Genomic DNA, 15954 nt, shown 5'->3' with positions numbered 1-15954 from the left:
TCAGTCCGCGCCGGTCAGGTCGATCTCGACCTCGGTCGACAATCCGACCCGCAGCGGATGGGCCGCCAGTTCCTTGGGATCGAGCTCGATCCGCACCGGCAGGCGCTGCACCACCTTGATCCAGTTGCCGGTGGCATTCTGGGCCGGGATCAGCGCCATCGAGGCGCCCGTGCCTCCGGCGATGCCCACGACCTTGCCGTGATAGACCACGTCGCTGCCATAGATGTCGGCCACCACCGTGGCGGGCATCCCGACCTTGACCCGGCGCAATTGACGCTCCTTGAAGTTGGCATCGATGTAGAGGGTGTTCACCGGGACGATGCTCATGATCGGCGCGCCCTGGGCGACCCGCTGACCAAGCTGGACCTGGCGGCGGGTGATCACGCCATCGATCGGCGCCCGGATCACCGCCCGGTCGATATCGAGCTTGGCCGCTTCGAGCCGGGCCTTGGCGGCGAGCACCGCGGGATCGGACTCGACACTGGATCCGCTGACCAGGGCCTCGTTGGCGGCGAGCTGCCCCGCCGCGGCGGCGCGACCGGCGCGGGCCTGCTGGACCGCCGCGCGCGCGCTGGTGGCCGCTGCCTGGGCGGCGGCGAAGCTGCGCCGCACCGCGGTCAGTTCGTCACCGGACACCGCGCCGGTGCCGGCCAGCGATTCACGGCGCTGGAGGTCGGTCCGGGCCTTGGCCAGATCGGCCTCGGCGGAGACCAGTTGCGCCTCGGCCCGGGCAATCTCGGCGGCTCCGCCCGAAACCTGGGCGCCCAGGGCGCCACTGGTCGCGGCCGCCTGCCGGAAGCGGCGGCGCGCCGCGGCCAGATCGGCTTCGGCCTGAGCCACGGCGATGCGCGCATTGGTGGCATCCAGCACCACCAGCACATCCCCGCGGCGCACGGCCTGCGTGTCCTTGACCCGCACCTCGATCACCTGGGCGGACAGCAGCGGGGTCACCTGGGCGACCTCGGCGTTGACATAGGCATTGTCGGTCGAGACGTGGTTGCGCCCGATCAGTAGGTACCAGCCCAGCCACAGCAGGCCGGCCACGACCACAAACCCGGCAAGCCGCGTCAGCCAGACCCGGCGCTGCGCCGCGCGGCGGGCCTTGGCCTCGGCGACGGCGGGATCCTGGGCAAGATTGGCGTCAGCCATGCGGACTATCCTTCTGTGAAGTCTGATCGGCAGCGGGATCGAACCCGCCGCCAAGGGCGCGCACCAGCGCCAGGTCGGCCCCGCGCGCCGCGGCGGCCACATCGGCCTCGGCGATCCGGGCGGCCAGCAGGCGGTCATCCACCTGCAGCACGTCAAGGTAGGTCGCGAGCCCGGCCTTGTAGCGCGCGCTGATCGTGGCGAACGCCTCCTCGCTGGCCGCCACCGCGGCGCGGGCATCGGCCAGGCGCTGCGCGGCCAGGCGCGTGGTCGTCACCGCATCAGCGGTTTCGCGATAGGCGCCCAGAATGGTGGCGTTGTAGCTGGCCACCGCCGCGTCATGGTCCGCGCGCGCCGCCCGATAGCGTCCGGCCAGCGCGCCGCCGCGAAAGATCGGCAGGCTGACCGCCGGGCCGACCCGGCCATAGGTGGCATCGGCCTCGAACAGCCGCTCGAGGCCCAGCGACTGGACCCCGAACAGGGCGTTGAGGCTGATCGACGGGAAGAACCCGGCGCGGGCTTCGCGAATCGAGCTGAGCCCGGCGGAAACCCGCTCGCGCGCGGCGATCACGTCGGGCCGGCGGGCCAGCAGCTCGGTCGTCGCCGTGGCGGGCAGGTCGCGCAGCGCGATCGGTGCCAGCGCCGGGGCCGTCAGGGCCAGGCCGCGATCGGGCCCGGCTCCGACCAGCGCGGCAATCTGGTGACGCCGCAAGGCCAGCGCCTCGTCCGCCTGGCTCAGCGCGATCCGCGCCACGGCCGCGGCGGCCGTGGCCTGGGCGGTGGTGCCGGTGGTTTCGAGCCCGCTGGCACGGCGCTGTTCGACCAGCTGGCTGGCCTGCTCCATGCCCCGGGCCTGGGTCGCGCGGATCGCGCGCTCGGCGATCAGCCGGTCGAGATCGACGTAGGCGGAGACGATCGCCACCGACAGCACCAGCCGGGCCTGCTGCAGATCGAGCGCGGCGGCGCGGCGCTGCGAGGTGGCGGCGGCGAAGGCGGCGCGGTTACGCCCCCACAGATCGAGATCGAAGCCCAGCGAGGTGGCAATCTGCCCGCCATCGTTCCAGCCCTGGGGCAGAACCGGCTTGAACTGCGGGGGGAAGCCCAGGTTCAGGCTCTGCTTTTCCTCCTGCACGCCGCCCTGCACATCGACCTGCGGGAGGCGCCCCGCCCCGGCCTGGCGCGCCAGCGCCGCGGCCCGGTCGAGCCGCGCCCGGGCCATGGCGACATCGGGCGACGCGGCCAGGCCTTCGGCGACAAGCGCGTCAAGCTGGGGATCCCGATAAGCGCGCCACCAGCCCTCGGCCGGCCAGGCGGCATCGGGCGCCGCCGGCGACAGGCTCTGCCGGGCGGCCACCGCTTCGGCGGCGATCGGTTGGGGCGCGGCACCGAGGTGGGGAACGGGCGCGCATCCTGCCAGCAGGGCAGCCCCCATGACCGCGACGCCACCCAACCCCGCCTGACGCCGACGCAAGGCAGTGCGAACAGAGAACTGTAACATGGGCGTCATGAAAAACCGTACCAGAGAGTATGGATTGTGCATTGCAACGCGTTAACGGGATAGTCAATCGAAAAAACGTACTATATGGTACGACAATGCCAACGTCCGAGCCCCCTGCTGGTTGCATCGAAGGAGACGTTCCCGAACGGGGCGTGGGCTACGGCGATCGTCCCAGCCGTCGCGAAACCCGGCGCGAGGAGCGGCGCGACGCGATCCTCGAGGTGGCGACCCGCTATTTCCTCGAACATGGCTACGCCGGTACCACCATGTCGGGCATCGCCGCCAGCCTGGGTGGCTCAAAGGGCACGCTGTGGTCCTACTACGCCAGCAAGGAGCTGCTGTTCGGCGATGTGCTGGACCGCGCCACCCGCGATTTCCGCGAACAGCTCAGCATGGTGCTCAACCGCGACGAGCCGGTCGAAAGTGCCCTGCTGCAGGTCTGCATCAAGTTTCTCACCCGGATCATCAACCCGGATGGCATTGCGCTGCACCGCCTGGTGGTGGGCGAGGCCGGGCGCTTTCCGGAAATGGGGCGGATCTTCTATGAACGGGTGCTGCAGCGGGTCCATTCGCTGCTGGCGCGATTCATTGCCGACGCGATGGAACAGGGCGATCTGCTGGCGGACGATCCTGAAGAGGCGGCGAGCGTGCTGACGGCGCTGTGCACGGCCGGACATCACCAGAAACTGCTGGTCGGAATCATCGATCGGGTGCCCGACGATCAAGCCGAACGCTGGGCCGCGAGGGCGGTGGAGAAGTTCCTCCGGGCCTATCGCTGAGCCTGCCGGGCCCCGGCGAGGCGCCCTGCCCTTGCGACTCCACGGGAAATCGGCAAGGGGGAGGCCGCTGCCCGAACCCGATGCTGCGGCAGCGCTGGACAGGACCCGACCGACATGACCGTGCTCGACCCGATCGCCCCCGCCGCTCCGGCCATCCGGACCGACTGGACCCGTGCCGAGATCGCCGAGCTGTTCGCCCTGCCCTTCACCGAGCTGGTGTTCCGCGCCGCCGAGGTTCACCGCGCGCACCATCGCGCGGGCGAGGTCCAGTTGGCGACGCTGCTTTCGATCAAGACCGGCGGCTGCCCCGAGGACTGCGGCTACTGCTCGCAGTCGGTCTCGGCCGAGAGCGGGGTCAAGGCGACCAAGCTGATGGACGTGCGCGAGGTGCTGCAGAACGCCGCCCGCGCCAAGGACAACGGCAGCCAGCGCTTCTGCATGGGCGCGGCCTGGCGCAACCCGAAGGACCGCGACATGCCCGCGATCGTCGAGATCGTGAAGGGCGTGCGCGCGCTCGGGCTGGAAACCTGCATGACGCTGGGCATGCTCACCCCGCAGCAGGCCGACCAGCTCGCCGAGGCCGGGCTCGACTATTACAACCACAACATCGACACCTCGCCCGAACGCTATGGCGAGGTGATCACCACCCGCTCCTTCGCCGACCGGCTGGAGACGATCGACAACGTCCGCAAGGCGGGGATCAACGTCTGCACCGGCGGGATCGTCGGCATGGGCGAAACGCGCGAGGACCGGGTGGGCTTCATCCACGCCCTCGCGACCATGCCGCAGCACCCGGAAAGCGTGCCGGTCAATGCGCTGGTCCCGGTCAAGGGCACGGTGCTGGGCGACATGCTGGCCGACACGCCGCTGGCCAAGATCGACGACATCGAATTCGTGCGCACCGTCGCCGTCGCCCGCATCACCATGCCGCTGAGCATGGTGCGCCTGTCGGCCGGGCGCGAATCGATGAGCGAAGCGACCCAGGCGCTGTGTTTCCTCGCCGGGGCGAACTCGATCTTCACCGGCGACCGCCTGCTCACCGCGCCCAATGCCGGGGATGACGCCGATCAGGCCATGTTCGCGCGGCTCGGACTGAAGCCGCTGGCCGGGCCCGAGCCGCTGCGCGCGGGCTGCGGCTGCGGCTGACCCCCGCCCGATGGGCAGCTTTGACGAACGCGTGGCGGATGGTCTCGCCGCGATCCGGGCCGGCGGGCGCTGGCGCGAACTGCGTCCGTCCCAGCTCGCCCAGGCGGGCCGGATCGGACGGGATGGCCAGGGCCTGATCGATTTTTCCAGCAACGACTACCTGGGCCTGGCGCTCCATCCGCGGCTGGCGGAACGCGCGGCCGACTGGGGCCACGCCTATGGCACCGGCGCGGGGGCCTCACGCCTGGTCACCGGGACCAATGCGGCGCACCTGGCGATCGAGGCCCGGGTCGCTGCGTTCAAGGGCACCGAGGCGGCCTTGCTGTTCGCATCGGGCTGGCAGGCCAACGCCGCGGTGATCCCGGCCTTGCTGGCGGCCGCGCCCGGGGCAGCGGTGTTCACCGACCGGCTGGTCCACGCCTCGATCCACGCCGGCCTGTCAGGAGTGCGCCAGCATCGCTTCCGGCACAACGACCTGGCCCATCTCAGCGAACTGCTCGACCGCCACGGCGCCGCCGCTCCGGCCAGGGTGATCCTGGTCGAAAGCGTCTATTCGATGGATGGCGACCGGGCCGACCTGCCGGCCCTCGCCACCCTGGCCGCGGCGCACGATGCGGTGCTGATCGTCGACGAGGCCCATGCCACCGGCGTGCTCGGCCCGGGCGGAGCGGGGCTGTGCCACGGGGTCCCGGGAATTGCCCTGGTGATGGGCACGTTCAGCAAGGCGCTGGGCAGCTTCGGGGCCTATGTCGCCTGTTCCGCCCTGCTGCGCGACTGGCTGGTCAACACCTGCTCGGGCTTCATCTTCACCACGGCCCCGCCGCCGCCGCTGCTGGGCGCTATCGACGCGGCGCTGGACCTGGTGCCCGGCATGACGGCCGAGCGCACCCACCTGGCCAACCTCGCCGACCGGCTCCGTGCCGGGCTGGCCGTGCGGGGCTTCGACACCGCCGGATCGACCACCCAGATCGTGCCGGCGATCATCGGCACCGAAGCCGATACCCTGGCGCTGAGCGCCCGTCTCGCCGGGGCCGGGATGCTCGCCGCGGCGATCCGCCCGCCGACGGTTCCGGCCGGCACCAGCCGCCTGCGGATCGCCCTGCGCGCCGGGCATGACATCGCCGATGTCGACCGGCTGCTGGAGGCGCTGGGGTGAAGATCGCCTTGCTGCATGGCTGGAGCGGGGATCGCGCGCTGTGGAGCCAGTTGATCCCGCAACTCGCCGGGTTTGACTGCCATGCCGATGACCGCGGCTATTTCGGCCAGCCCGTCGCGGTGGGCCAGGCCGACCTGGTCATTGCCCACAGCTTCGGCACCATGCGCGCGCTGGCCCATCCGCCCCATGGCACCCGCGCCGTGGTCGCCATCAACGGCTTCGACTGCTTCACCGCCCGCCCCGACTTCCCCGCCGGGGTGGCACCGCGCGTGCTCGAGCGCATGGTCCAGCGGCTCGGGACCGACCCGCTGGGCACCGTCAGCGAGTTCCGCCGCCGTTGCGGCGCGCTGCCCCCGGACCTGCCGCTCAGTCCGGAACCGCTGATCGCGGATCTGGACCGGTTGCGGGGCGAGGACCACCGTGGGGCCTGGACGGGACCGCTGCTGGTGATCCACGGGGCACGCGATCCGATCGTGCCCGCCACCCTGCAGGCCGCCACCTTCGCCGACCGTCCCGACGCGCGCCGGATCGTGCTGGACGGGCATGGCCATCTCGCCCCGCTAACCGCCGCGCGCAGTTGCGCCGCCGCCATCCGCCAGTTCATCGCCGAGCTGGGCTGAAGATGTCGGCCGACCCACGGATCGCCCCCGCCTTTGCCGCGGCCCATGGTTACGATGCCCACGCCCGGGTCCAGCAGCGCGTCGCCGTCGGGCTGGCCGATCGCATCGCCGCCTTGCCCTTGCCGCCCGCGCCCCGCGTGCTGGAGATCGGCTGCGGCACCGGCTTCCTCACCGCCGCGCTGCAGGACAGGGGCCTGGGCGGTCCCTGGCTGGTGACCGATCTGGCCGCCCCGATGGTCGAGCGGTGCCGAGCGCGGCTGGGCCAGCGCGCGGACACGCGGTTTGCCGTGCTGGACGGTGAACACGGCCCCCGCCCGGCGGAGGCACCGTTCGACCTGATCTGCGCCAGCCTGGCCTTCCAGTGGTTCACCGATCTGCCCACGGCCGTCGCCGGGCTGCGCGGCTGGCTGGCGCCGGGGGGCCATCTGGTCTTCACCACCCTGGCCGAGGGCACCTTCGCCGAATGGCAGGCCGCGCATCACGCCGAGGGTCTGTCTGCGGGCACGCTGCCCCTGCCGAACCGGGCGGCACTGGCCAGTCTCAGCCGGGCCACCCCGCTGGCGATCGCGCCTCACCGCGAGACCCACGCCGATGCCCGCTCCTTCCTGCGCAGCGTGAAGGCGATCGGCGCCGGGACTCCACACCGGCACCATCGGCCGCTTTCCCCTGCGGCGCTGCGCCGGGTAATGGCGCGATTCGATGAGGCCGGGGCCGTTGCCACCTATGTGGTTGCCACTTGCCATGACCGGAGAGAACCATGAGCACGATCCCCCCGAACACGCTGATCGTCACCGGCACCGATACCGGAGTCGGCAAGACGGTCTTTTCCGCCGCCCTGACCGGCGCGCTCGGCGCGCGGTACTGGAAGCCGGTCCAGGCCGGTCCCGACGAGTACGAAGGCACCGACGCCCTGCGCGTGGCGCGGCTGGCCGGGATCGCGGCCGACCGGGTCCATCCCGAGGTCTATCATCTCGCCACGCCCTGTTCGCCGCACCGCGCGGCCGAGATCGACGGGATCGTGATCGATCGGACCCGGCTCACCTTGCCCGCCGGCGACGGCCCGCTGGTGGTCGAAGGGGCCGGCGGCGCACTGGTGCCGCTGACCCGCGACTGGCTTTACGCCGATCAGTTCGCGGTGTGGGGCGCCCCGGTGGTGGTGGTCGCCCGCACCGCGCTGGGCACGATCAACCATTCGCTGCTCACCATCGAGGCCCTGCGCCGGCGCGGCGTGGCGGTGCTGGGGATCGCCTTCGTCGGCGATCCGGTGGAGGACAGCGAGGCGACGATCTGCGCCATGGGCGAGGTCAAGCGGCTGGGGCGCCTGCCGATGCTGCCGGACCTCAATGCGCAGACCCTGGCAGGGGCCTTCGCGGCGAACTTCCGGGTCGAGGATTTTCTCCTGCCCAACGCCTGACAGGCCCTGTTCTGTTCAACCGAGTTGGTCCCCACCATGACCTCACCGATCTGGCACCCCTTCACCCAGCATGGCCTGAACGAGCCGATCCCGCTGATCGCCCGCAGCGAGGGGGTCTGGCTGCACGGCGCGGACGGGCGCAAGTGGATCGATGCGATCTCGTCCTGGTGGGTGACCACCCATGGCCACAGCCACCCCCGGATCATGGCGGCGATCGCCGAGCAGGCCGGGCGGATGGACCAGTTGATCTTTGCCGGCTGGACGCACGAGCCGGCCGAAACCCTGGCCGCCGGGCTGACCGCGATCATGCCGGCCGACCTGACCCGGGTGTTCTTTTCCGATTCCGGATCGACCAGCGTCGAAGTCGCGCTGAAGATGGCGCTGGGATACTGGCTGCACCGCGGCGAGCCGCGCCAGCGGATCGTGGTGATGGAGCATTCCTATCACGGCGACACCATCGGCACGATGTCGGTGGGCGAACGCGGGGTCTACAACCGCGCGTACGAACCGCTGCTGTTCGACGTGACCACCGTGCCCTTCCCGGCAGCGGGGGCCGAGCAGGCCACTTATGACGCGCTCGAGGCTGCCTGCCGGTCCGGGGCGGCGGCCTTCATCGTCGAGCCGCTGCTGCTGGGTGCGGGCGGGATGCTGATCTACCCGCCGGCGGTCCTGGCCGAACTGGCCGCGATCTGCGCCCGGCACGGCGTGCTGTTCATCGCCGACGAGGTGATGACCGCCTGGGGCCGCACCGGCACGCTGCTGGCCTGTGAACAGGCCGGAGTGGTGCCCGATCTGCTGTGCCTGTCCAAGGGTCTGACCGGCGGCGCGGTGCCACTGGCCGTGACCATGGCCAGCGAGGCGATCTATGCCGCGCACCTGTCGACCGACCGGGGCCGGATGTTCTTCCATTCGTCCAGCTACACCGCCAACCCGATCGCCTGCGCCGCGGCCTGCGCCAATCTGGCGATCTGGCGCGAGGAACCCGTGCTGGACCGGATCGCCACCCTCGCCGCGCGGCAGGCCGAGCGGATCGCCCGCCTGCTCAACGTGGTGAACCCGCGTGTCTGCGGCACGGTGGCCGCAGCGGAGTTCCCGAGCGACCAGTCCGGCTACCTCGCCGGCATGGCCCCGCGGTTCAACGCCGCCGCGCGCGAGGCCGGAGTGCTGCTGCGCGCCCTGGGCAACACGGTCTATGTCATGCCGCCCTACTGCATCACGCCGGACGAACTCGACCAGGTCTATGCGGTGATCGCGGATTTCGTCTGATCCCGCCCAGGCCCGCACCCTTGCGGGCCGCCAAAGCGATCCCATATCCAACTCCATGGGGGGAACGACCGACGATATCCTGGACGGTGTGATCGCCGCGGACGGGCAGAGGCTCGACCGCGCGCTGGCCGACGTCACCGGTCTTTCCCGCGAACGGATCAAGGCGCTGCTGGGCGATGGGCGAATCGCGCTGGACGGAAAAACCGCCACCCAGGCCTCGCTCAAGCCCGCTGCCGGAACCGCCTTCCGCATTGCCGTGCCCGCCGCCATCCCGGCCGAGGCCGCCGCGCAGGACATCCCGCTGACGATCGTCCATGAGGACAAGGACCTGATCGTGGTCGACAAGCCTGCCGGGCTGGTGGTCCATCCCGCCGCCGGCAATCTGGACGGGACGCTGGTCAACGCCCTGCTGCACCATTGCCACGGGCAACTGTCGGGGATCGGCGGGGTCGCCCGGCCCGGGATCGTCCACCGGATCGACAAGGACACGTCCGGCCTGCTGGTCGTCGCCAAGAACGATGCCGCGCATGAAGGTCTGGCCCGCCAGTTCGCCGACCATTCGATCGAACGGGCCTACTTCGCGGTCACGTCGGGCCATCCGGTCCCGGCCGCCGGGACGGTGCGCGGCGCGATCGCGCGATCTGCCGCCAACCGCAAGAAGATGGCGCTCGTCGCAGACGGTCGGGGCAAGCACGCGGTCACCCATTACCGCACGCTGGAGCCGCTCGACGGTGCGGCGCTGGTCGAATGCCGGCTCGAGACCGGGCGGACTCACCAGGTGCGCGTTCACCTTGCGTCAATCGGTCATCCCTTAGTGGGCGATCCGGTCTATGGACGCACACCCCCGCGCCTTCGCCCGCTTCTCCAGCAGCTCGGCTTTGCCCGGCAGGCGCTGCATGCCGCCGTGCTGGGCTTCAACCATCCCGTCTCGGGCACGGCCCTGCGCTTTGCCAGCCCTGTCCCGCGGGACATGCAGGAACTGCTTCAGGAATTGGGCAGTAAGGTCAGCATCGATCATGTCGGGCAGGAAATGCGATCAGGCTGACCAGATTTTCAATCAACCCCCGATGTGGCGAAAATCGTTGATGCCTGCTAGGGTCAACACCCTTCGCCGACGCGAAAGGACGGTTTGGTAACGTGAGCAAGCAACGCAATCTTCCGGTGGTGCCGGCCCTGGGCGGTGAGGCCAGCCTCAACCGCTATCTGGCCGAGATCCGCAAGTTCCCGGTTCTGACCGCGGAACAGGAATACATGCTCGCCAAGCGCTTCTCCGAGCATGGCGATACCGACGCGGCCGCCCAGTTGGTCACCAGCCACCTGCGGCTCGTGGCGAAGATCGCCATGGGCTACCGCGGCTATGGCCTGCCGGTGTCCGAGCTGATCAGCGAGGGCAACATCGGCCTGATGCAGGGCGTCAAGAAGTTCGAGCCTGATCGCGGCTTCCGCCTGGCGACCTATGCCATGTGGTGGATCAAGGCCTCGATCCAGGAGTTCATCCTGCGCTCGTGGAGCCTGGTCAAGATCGGCACCACCGCCGCGCAGAAGAAGCTGTTCTTCAACCTGCGCCGGATGAAGAAGAACCTCGACGCGTACGAGGACGCCGATCTCAAGCCCGAGGATCTGAAGAAGATCGCCACCGATCTCGGCGTGTCCGAGCAGGAGGTGATCAACATGAACCGGCGCATGATGATGGGCGGCGATGCCTCGCTGAACGTCACCATGCGCGAGGACGGCGAAGGCCAGTGGCAGGACATGCTGGCCGACGATCGTCCGCTGCAGGACGAGACCGTCGCCGAGGCGGAAGAGGCGGCCTATCGCCGCGAGCTGCTGAGCGAGGCGCTGTCCAGCCTGAACGAGCGCGAACGGCACATCCTGACCGACCGCCGCCTGATCGACGAGCCCAAGACGCTCGAAGAGCTGAGCCAGGTCTACAATGTCAGCCGCGAGCGCGTGCGCCAGATCGAGGTCCGCGCCTTCGAAAAGCTGCAGAAGGCGATCACCCGCATCGCCACCGAACGGCACCTGCTGCCGGCGGCCTAAGCCAGCGCCCGGCCCCTCTCCCAACCCTCTCCCCTGAAAGGGGAGAGGGCCCAACCCGTTTTCAACTGCCCTCTCCCCTTCAGGGGAGCGATACGCAGGCTTGCCGGCAAGGCCGGCTCGCCGCACCATCCCCCCTTCCCCTGACCCGCCTGGCCGCGCTAACACCGCGGCATGGGATCGATCATGCGCTGGGGCCGACCGGGCCCGAATGCCGGCTTCGGCGTCCGCCTCGCCTCGTGGATCGCGCGCGCGATCCTCGCCTTCGTCGGGCTGAGCCTGTTTTTCGTGGTGGTCTACAAGTGGATCCCCGTGCCCGTGACACCCACCATGATCATGGACCCCAACGGCTTCACCAAGGACTGGACCCCGCTCAGCCGGATCGATCCCGACATGGTCGCCGCCGTGATCGCGGGCGAGGACGGCAAGTTCTGCAGCCATTCCGGCTTCGACACCGAGGCGATCGAGAAGGCCTGGGAGCGCAACCAGCGCGGCGGGCGAATCCGGGGCGGCTCCACGATCAGCCAGCAGACCGCCAAGAACGTGTTCCTGTGGCAGGGCGGCGGCTATTTCCGCAAGGCGCTGGAGGCCTGGTTCACCGTGCTGATCGAGCAGATCTGGGGCAAGCGGCGGATCATGGAGGTTTACCTCAACGTCGCCGAGACCGGGATCGGCACCTATGGCGTCGAGGCGGGCGCCCAGCGCTACTACCAGCATTCCGCCGCCAAGCTCAGCGCGGTCGAGGCGGCGCGCATCGCCGCCGCCCTGCCCAGCCCCAAGAAGCGCGCGGTCACCGGGGCGACCGGCTTCACCCGCCGCCACGGCAACGTCATCGCCCGGCGGACCACCGTGGTGCGCCGGTCCGACTATGACGAGTGCGTCTACGAGTGAGGGCGAGGCTTCGGGGGCACGGACTCGAGCGACGTCAAGCGATTCGAGCGGCGGGTTGCGCCTGGTTGCGGACGTGAAATCCCGCTCTTTTTCCGCACCAAACCCCGCTCAGGCTGAGCCTGTCGAAGCCCACGCGCGGCGGTTGGGCTGGGTGTTCGCGGCGGTTCCACCGCGAGGCAGGGTAGCAGGCTTGTGGGGCAGATGGCGGCGCATGGCCTTCGACAAGCTCAGGCTGAGCGGAGGAGGGAGATAGCGGGACGGGTTCCAGGCTTGCGCTTGCAATCGACCTCACAACCAAAAGAAAGGGGCGCCGAAGCGCCCCTTTCCGTGTGCGATGATCGCGGGAGCCAGGATCAGAAGCTGATCCGGGCGCCGATACGGATCGTGTAGAGCGACTGACGCGGATAGATCTGGTCGGTCGGCGCCACGAAGTTGCCGTTCGCGTCCTTCTGGTTCGCGTCGTAGCGATACTGGGCGCAGGCCTGGCCGGCGTTAGCCGTGATGGCTGCACCGGTGGCCGCGGTGCCGGTGGCAACCGGCGTGGTCAGGCAGGTCACGGTGACCGGAGCAACCGTATAGGCGAACGGATACTCGCGGATCTGGCCCCAGTTCTTGTTCAGCAGGTTGGTGAAGTTCTCCACGTCGGCGAAGACGGTGAAGCGGCTCTTGCCGAACCCGGTGGGCAGTTCCTGCTCGAGGTGCAGGTCGATGCGCGTCACCCACTTCGAGTTGAACGCGTTGCGCGGCGCGATGGTGCCGCGGTACTTGCCCAGGCCCGAAGCGTTGATGAAGTCGTCGATCTGCTGCGCCATGGTGGCGCTGGCATAGGACACCTTCGTATCGTTGATCCCGGTCGGCACGTACATCAGGTAGCGCGACTGGGCGCCGATCGTGCCGAACACGATCGAACGGGCGGCCGGATCACGCATGGTGTAGCTGTACACGTGGCCGGTGCGGCTTTCGCCGAACAGCGAGAACGTGGTCTTGTAATCGCCGAAGAACGCCTTCTTGAAGGTCAGGTCGAACTTGATGGCGTCACGCACCTGCTCGTTGCCGATGCCGTAGGCCGGGCCGTTGGGATCGAGCGAGACGCCCGCGGCGTAGTTCGACGCGGCGGTCGACGAGGTCGCCGGGTTGTTGTCCTTGATGTCCTGATAGGTGTAGCTGACGCCGGCGTTCAGGCCGAAGTCCCAATCCTTGCGCGCCCGGATCACGCCCACCCGGCTGCGGCCGAGCTTGGAATTGGTCAGGATGATGTCGGAGTTGGTGTCAGTGAACGGCGTGACCGGCGTGTAACGCGGGCGGCCATCCGGGGTGAACAGGCCGTTCGCCACGACGCGCGCATCGGTGAAGTAGACCTGATCGCGGACGCCCGAATAGAACACGTCCGCACCGAAGTTCCAGCCGCGACCCAGGAAGCCGAGTTCCTCGGGCGTCCAGTCGATCGACAGCGTCCCGCGCCACTGCGAGGGCAGACGGAAGTCCCGCGACAGGGCGTTGGTCGGCGCATTGGCGCTGAGCGAGGCGCTGTTCAAGACGGTGTTGGCCGCACCCGGGATAGTGGTGCCGCTGACATTGGTCAGGATCGAGGCGCCGGCGGCGTTGTTGTAGCTGGCGTTGCTGGTCTGCTGGATATCGATCGTGTTGGTCAGCACACCCGTGTTCGAGAAGCTGTTCGACACATAGACGTCCGGCGTACCGCCCGAGAACAGACCGACGCCACCGCGGATCGAGATCGAGTTCACCGGCTTGTAGTTGAAGCCGATGCGCGGCTGGAAGATGCCCAGGCCATCGAGGAACTTGTTGTTGGCAAAGCCATAACGCGACACGAAGATCGAATTCAGCGCGGCCCGGCTGTCACCACCGTAGAGGTCGTAACGACCGCCGTAGTTGATGGTCAGCTTCTCGCTGACGCGCCAGGTGTCCTGGATGCCGAAGGTGAACGACATGTAGCGGAAGGCCGCCGCAGCGTTCTCGGGCACGAGCGACGGGATCGCGTTGCCATAACGGAAGCGCTGGGCGTTGCCGGCCTGGAAGTCGGCGATCGAGTCGAAGTAGTAGTCACCCGCCGAGCGCTGCAGGAACGCGTTGAACGTGTTCGTGTTCGCATATTCGGCGAAGATCTTCAGGTCATGGTTTTCGTGCTTGTAGCGAAGCTGGAACAGGCCACCCCACGACTTGACCTTGAGCGCGTTGGTCTGGCGCGAGATGTCCGGGCCGAAGCTGACGATCGAGTTGGCCGTCGGGCAGTTGATCGACAGGGTGTTGCCGGAAACGGCGGTAGCCGGACGGTCCGAGGTCGGCGCGGTGCAGACCTGGAACTGGGCGAAGCCGCGACCCAGGTACGGATCCTGGCCGCGCACGTAGTCCTTGTAGAACGCGCGGAACTCGGTCGAGAGCTCATCGCTCCACTCCGAGTTCAACTGGAACACGCCGGTGTGCAGGCGGTTGGTCTGGACATAGGCGTTCGACGCCAGGCCCAGGCCCGAGGGCAGGTTGGTGGCGTTGGCGTTCTGGCCAAGGTTGATCGCGTCCTTGGCGTACATGTAGGTCACCGAGGCGCGCTGCGTGTCCGACAGGTTGGCGTCGATGCGCGCAACCAGGCGATCGTCCTGGTCGCCGTTGGTGTTGAGCACGCCGCCGGTCTCATGGCCGTACTTGCTCTTGGCGATCTGGCTGATCTGGTCGATCTGGGCCTGGGTCAGGTTGGGGATCGCGATGCCGGCATTGTTGTCGGTCGGACCCTCGGCAATCGGCTCGTTGGCGCGCAGGCGCTCGCCAGCGATCATGAAGAACAGCTTGTCCTTGATGATCGGACCCGACAGCTCGAGGCCATAGTTCTTGTAGTTGTAGTTGGGCAGGGTGACGCGGCCGGTCGGCACGCCGGGGCCGGCCTTGGTGTTCTTGCCGTTCAGCTCGTCGGCCGAATAGGCGAAGAACCCGGTGCCCTGGAACTCGTTCTTGCCCGAACGCAGCACGACGTTGATCGCGCCGCCCTGGAAGTTGCCTTCACGCACGTCGTACGGCGCGACCTTGGCCTGGAACTGGCCGATCGCGTCGAACGGGATCGGCGAACGGCGGCTCGGCAGGCCGTCCGAGTTCAGGCCGAAGCTGTCGGTGATCGCCACGCCGTCCACGGTGAAGCGGTTGTAGCGGGGGTTCTGGCCGGCGAACGAGATCGCACGGGTGGTCGGCGAGAAGTCGAGGCGCGCGAAGGGGTCGCGACGGGCAAGGTCGCGGACGTCGCGGTTGACCGAGGCCACGGCCGCGATGTCGGCCGCGCTCAGCACGGTGGCCGGACCCTGGCTGACGTTGCGGGCGCCGGTCAGCCGGTTCGCGGTGACCACGATCGGGGCGTTGACGTTGCTCTCGTCCTTGGTGAGCACGATCGGCAGCTCGAACACCTGGGCGGCCAGCGTCACGATGTCAGTGACCTGCGACGACGGGTAGCCCGGCGCGGTCACGGTAACGGTGTAGGAGTCGCCCGCACGCAGGCCCGACGCGTCAAAGTCGCCCGAGGCCGTGGTCGTGGTGGTGGAACGTCCGCCCGTCGAGGTGTTGAGGATTTCGACGGTCGCACCGGCAACCGGACCCGATTCGGAGGTCACCGAACCGTGGATGGTCGAAGTGGTTTCCTGCGCGAAGGCCGGCGTGGCAAGCGCGCACGCGAGCGAGACACCGGCCACACTGGCCGCCAAGAAAGTCCTGAGATGCATTGCGATACCCCGTCGTTAACCAGAAAAGGAAACGTCTGAACCCAACCCTCTACCGGGACGCTGCAGCGCAGCACGAATCCCGAACGCGGGCCTTTTACGGGCCAACAGGGGCTCTAGACAGGTCCTTGATGACGCTTTCTTGACAGTTTTCCGCCGTCCGACGGGGCAGTCGGTTGCAATTGAAATAATCCTGCGTTGGCTCGATCATGCTTATAGCAATGGTTCGCCAAAGGGCTCCACCACAGGCCCATTGCTGCGAGGATGCGATTGGCGCACTGACGATTC

At 68.7% G+C, this 15954-nt stretch carries 13 protein-coding genes; 10 read left to right on the top strand and 3 right to left on the bottom strand.

The annotated features are described in order from the left end of the window. Complete coding sequence (locus tag H7F49_RS05065; protein WP_185682481.1) at positions 1-1149, bottom strand: HlyD family secretion protein; 1149 nt, start codon at positions 1147-1149, stop codon at positions 1-3. Next, positions 1142-2617 (bottom strand): efflux transporter outer membrane subunit, encoded by a 1476-nt coding sequence (locus H7F49_RS05060; RefSeq protein WP_328806526.1) that lies wholly within the window; start codon positions 2615-2617, stop codon positions 1142-1144. The genes H7F49_RS05065 and H7F49_RS05060 overlap by 8 nt, the downstream gene beginning before the upstream one ends. Positions 2618-2739: 122 nt before the next feature. Here H7F49_RS05060 and H7F49_RS05055 point away from each other — a divergent pair, with 122 nt between their 5' ends. The 10 genes from H7F49_RS05055 to mtgA all read left to right on the top strand — a co-directional run bounded on the left by H7F49_RS05055 (position 2740) and on the right by mtgA (position 11953). After that, a complete protein-coding gene (locus tag H7F49_RS05055; RefSeq protein WP_185682480.1) occupies positions 2740-3423 on the top strand; it encodes a TetR/AcrR family transcriptional regulator in 684 nt (227 codons plus the stop codon). A 114-nt stretch (positions 3424-3537) separates the two neighbouring features. Continuing rightward, on the top strand, positions 3538-4569 hold the full coding sequence (bioB, locus tag H7F49_RS05050) for a biotin synthase BioB (RefSeq protein ID WP_185682479.1): 1032 nt from the start codon (positions 3538-3540) through the stop codon (positions 4567-4569). 10 nt (positions 4570-4579) lie between these two features. Continuing rightward, a complete protein-coding gene (locus tag H7F49_RS05045; RefSeq protein WP_185682478.1) occupies positions 4580-5725 on the top strand; it encodes an aminotransferase class I/II-fold pyridoxal phosphate-dependent enzyme in 1146 nt (381 codons plus the stop codon). Then, positions 5722-6345, top strand: a complete 624-nt coding sequence (locus H7F49_RS05040; protein ID WP_185682477.1) for an alpha/beta fold hydrolase — start codon at positions 5722-5724, stop codon at positions 6343-6345. Before H7F49_RS05045 ends, H7F49_RS05040 begins: the two co-directional genes overlap by 4 nt. Before the next feature lie 2 nt (positions 6346-6347). Continuing rightward, on the top strand, positions 6348-7106 hold the full coding sequence (locus H7F49_RS05035; protein ID WP_185682476.1) for a methyltransferase domain-containing protein: 759 nt from the start codon (positions 6348-6350) through the stop codon (positions 7104-7106). Beyond that, positions 7103-7759, top strand: coding sequence for a dethiobiotin synthase (gene bioD / locus H7F49_RS05030; protein ID WP_185682475.1), 657 nt, complete (start codon positions 7103-7105; stop codon positions 7757-7759). Before H7F49_RS05035 ends, bioD begins: the two co-directional genes overlap by 4 nt. A 36-nt stretch (positions 7760-7795) precedes the next feature. Continuing rightward, positions 7796-9025, top strand: coding sequence for an adenosylmethionine--8-amino-7-oxononanoate transaminase (locus tag H7F49_RS05025; RefSeq protein ID WP_185682474.1), 1230 nt, complete (start codon positions 7796-7798; stop codon positions 9023-9025). A gap of 55 nt (positions 9026-9080) precedes the next feature. After that, positions 9081-10070 carry an RluA family pseudouridine synthase gene (locus tag H7F49_RS05020; protein ID WP_185682473.1) on the top strand — a complete coding sequence of 330 codons (990 nt, stop codon included), beginning with the start codon at positions 9081-9083 and terminating at the stop codon, positions 10068-10070. Positions 10071-10162: 92 nt separating this feature from the next. Then, positions 10163-11065, top strand: a complete 903-nt coding sequence (gene rpoH, locus H7F49_RS05015) for an RNA polymerase sigma factor RpoH (RefSeq protein WP_185682472.1) — start codon at positions 10163-10165, stop codon at positions 11063-11065. Between the two features lie 171 nt (positions 11066-11236). Continuing rightward, positions 11237-11953: a monofunctional biosynthetic peptidoglycan transglycosylase gene (gene mtgA / locus H7F49_RS05010; RefSeq protein WP_235981854.1), complete on the top strand. Its 717-nt coding sequence runs from the start codon at positions 11237-11239 to the stop codon at positions 11951-11953. A 353-nt stretch (positions 11954-12306) separates the two neighbouring features. Here mtgA and H7F49_RS05005 read toward each other — a convergent pair whose 3' ends face one another. Continuing rightward, positions 12307-15669, bottom strand: coding sequence for an outer membrane beta-barrel protein (locus H7F49_RS05005; RefSeq protein WP_185682471.1), 3363 nt, complete (start codon positions 15667-15669; stop codon positions 12307-12309). Positions 15670-15954: the final 285 nt, after the last annotated feature.

Origin of the sequence: Novosphingobium aerophilum, assembly GCF_014230305.1 — a bacterium.
Classification (GTDB): domain Bacteria; phylum Pseudomonadota; class Alphaproteobacteria; order Sphingomonadales; family Sphingomonadaceae; genus Novosphingobium; species Novosphingobium aerophilum.
Note: the sequence above shows the minus strand (reverse complement) of the source record. Positions and strands in the feature narration are given on the sequence as shown.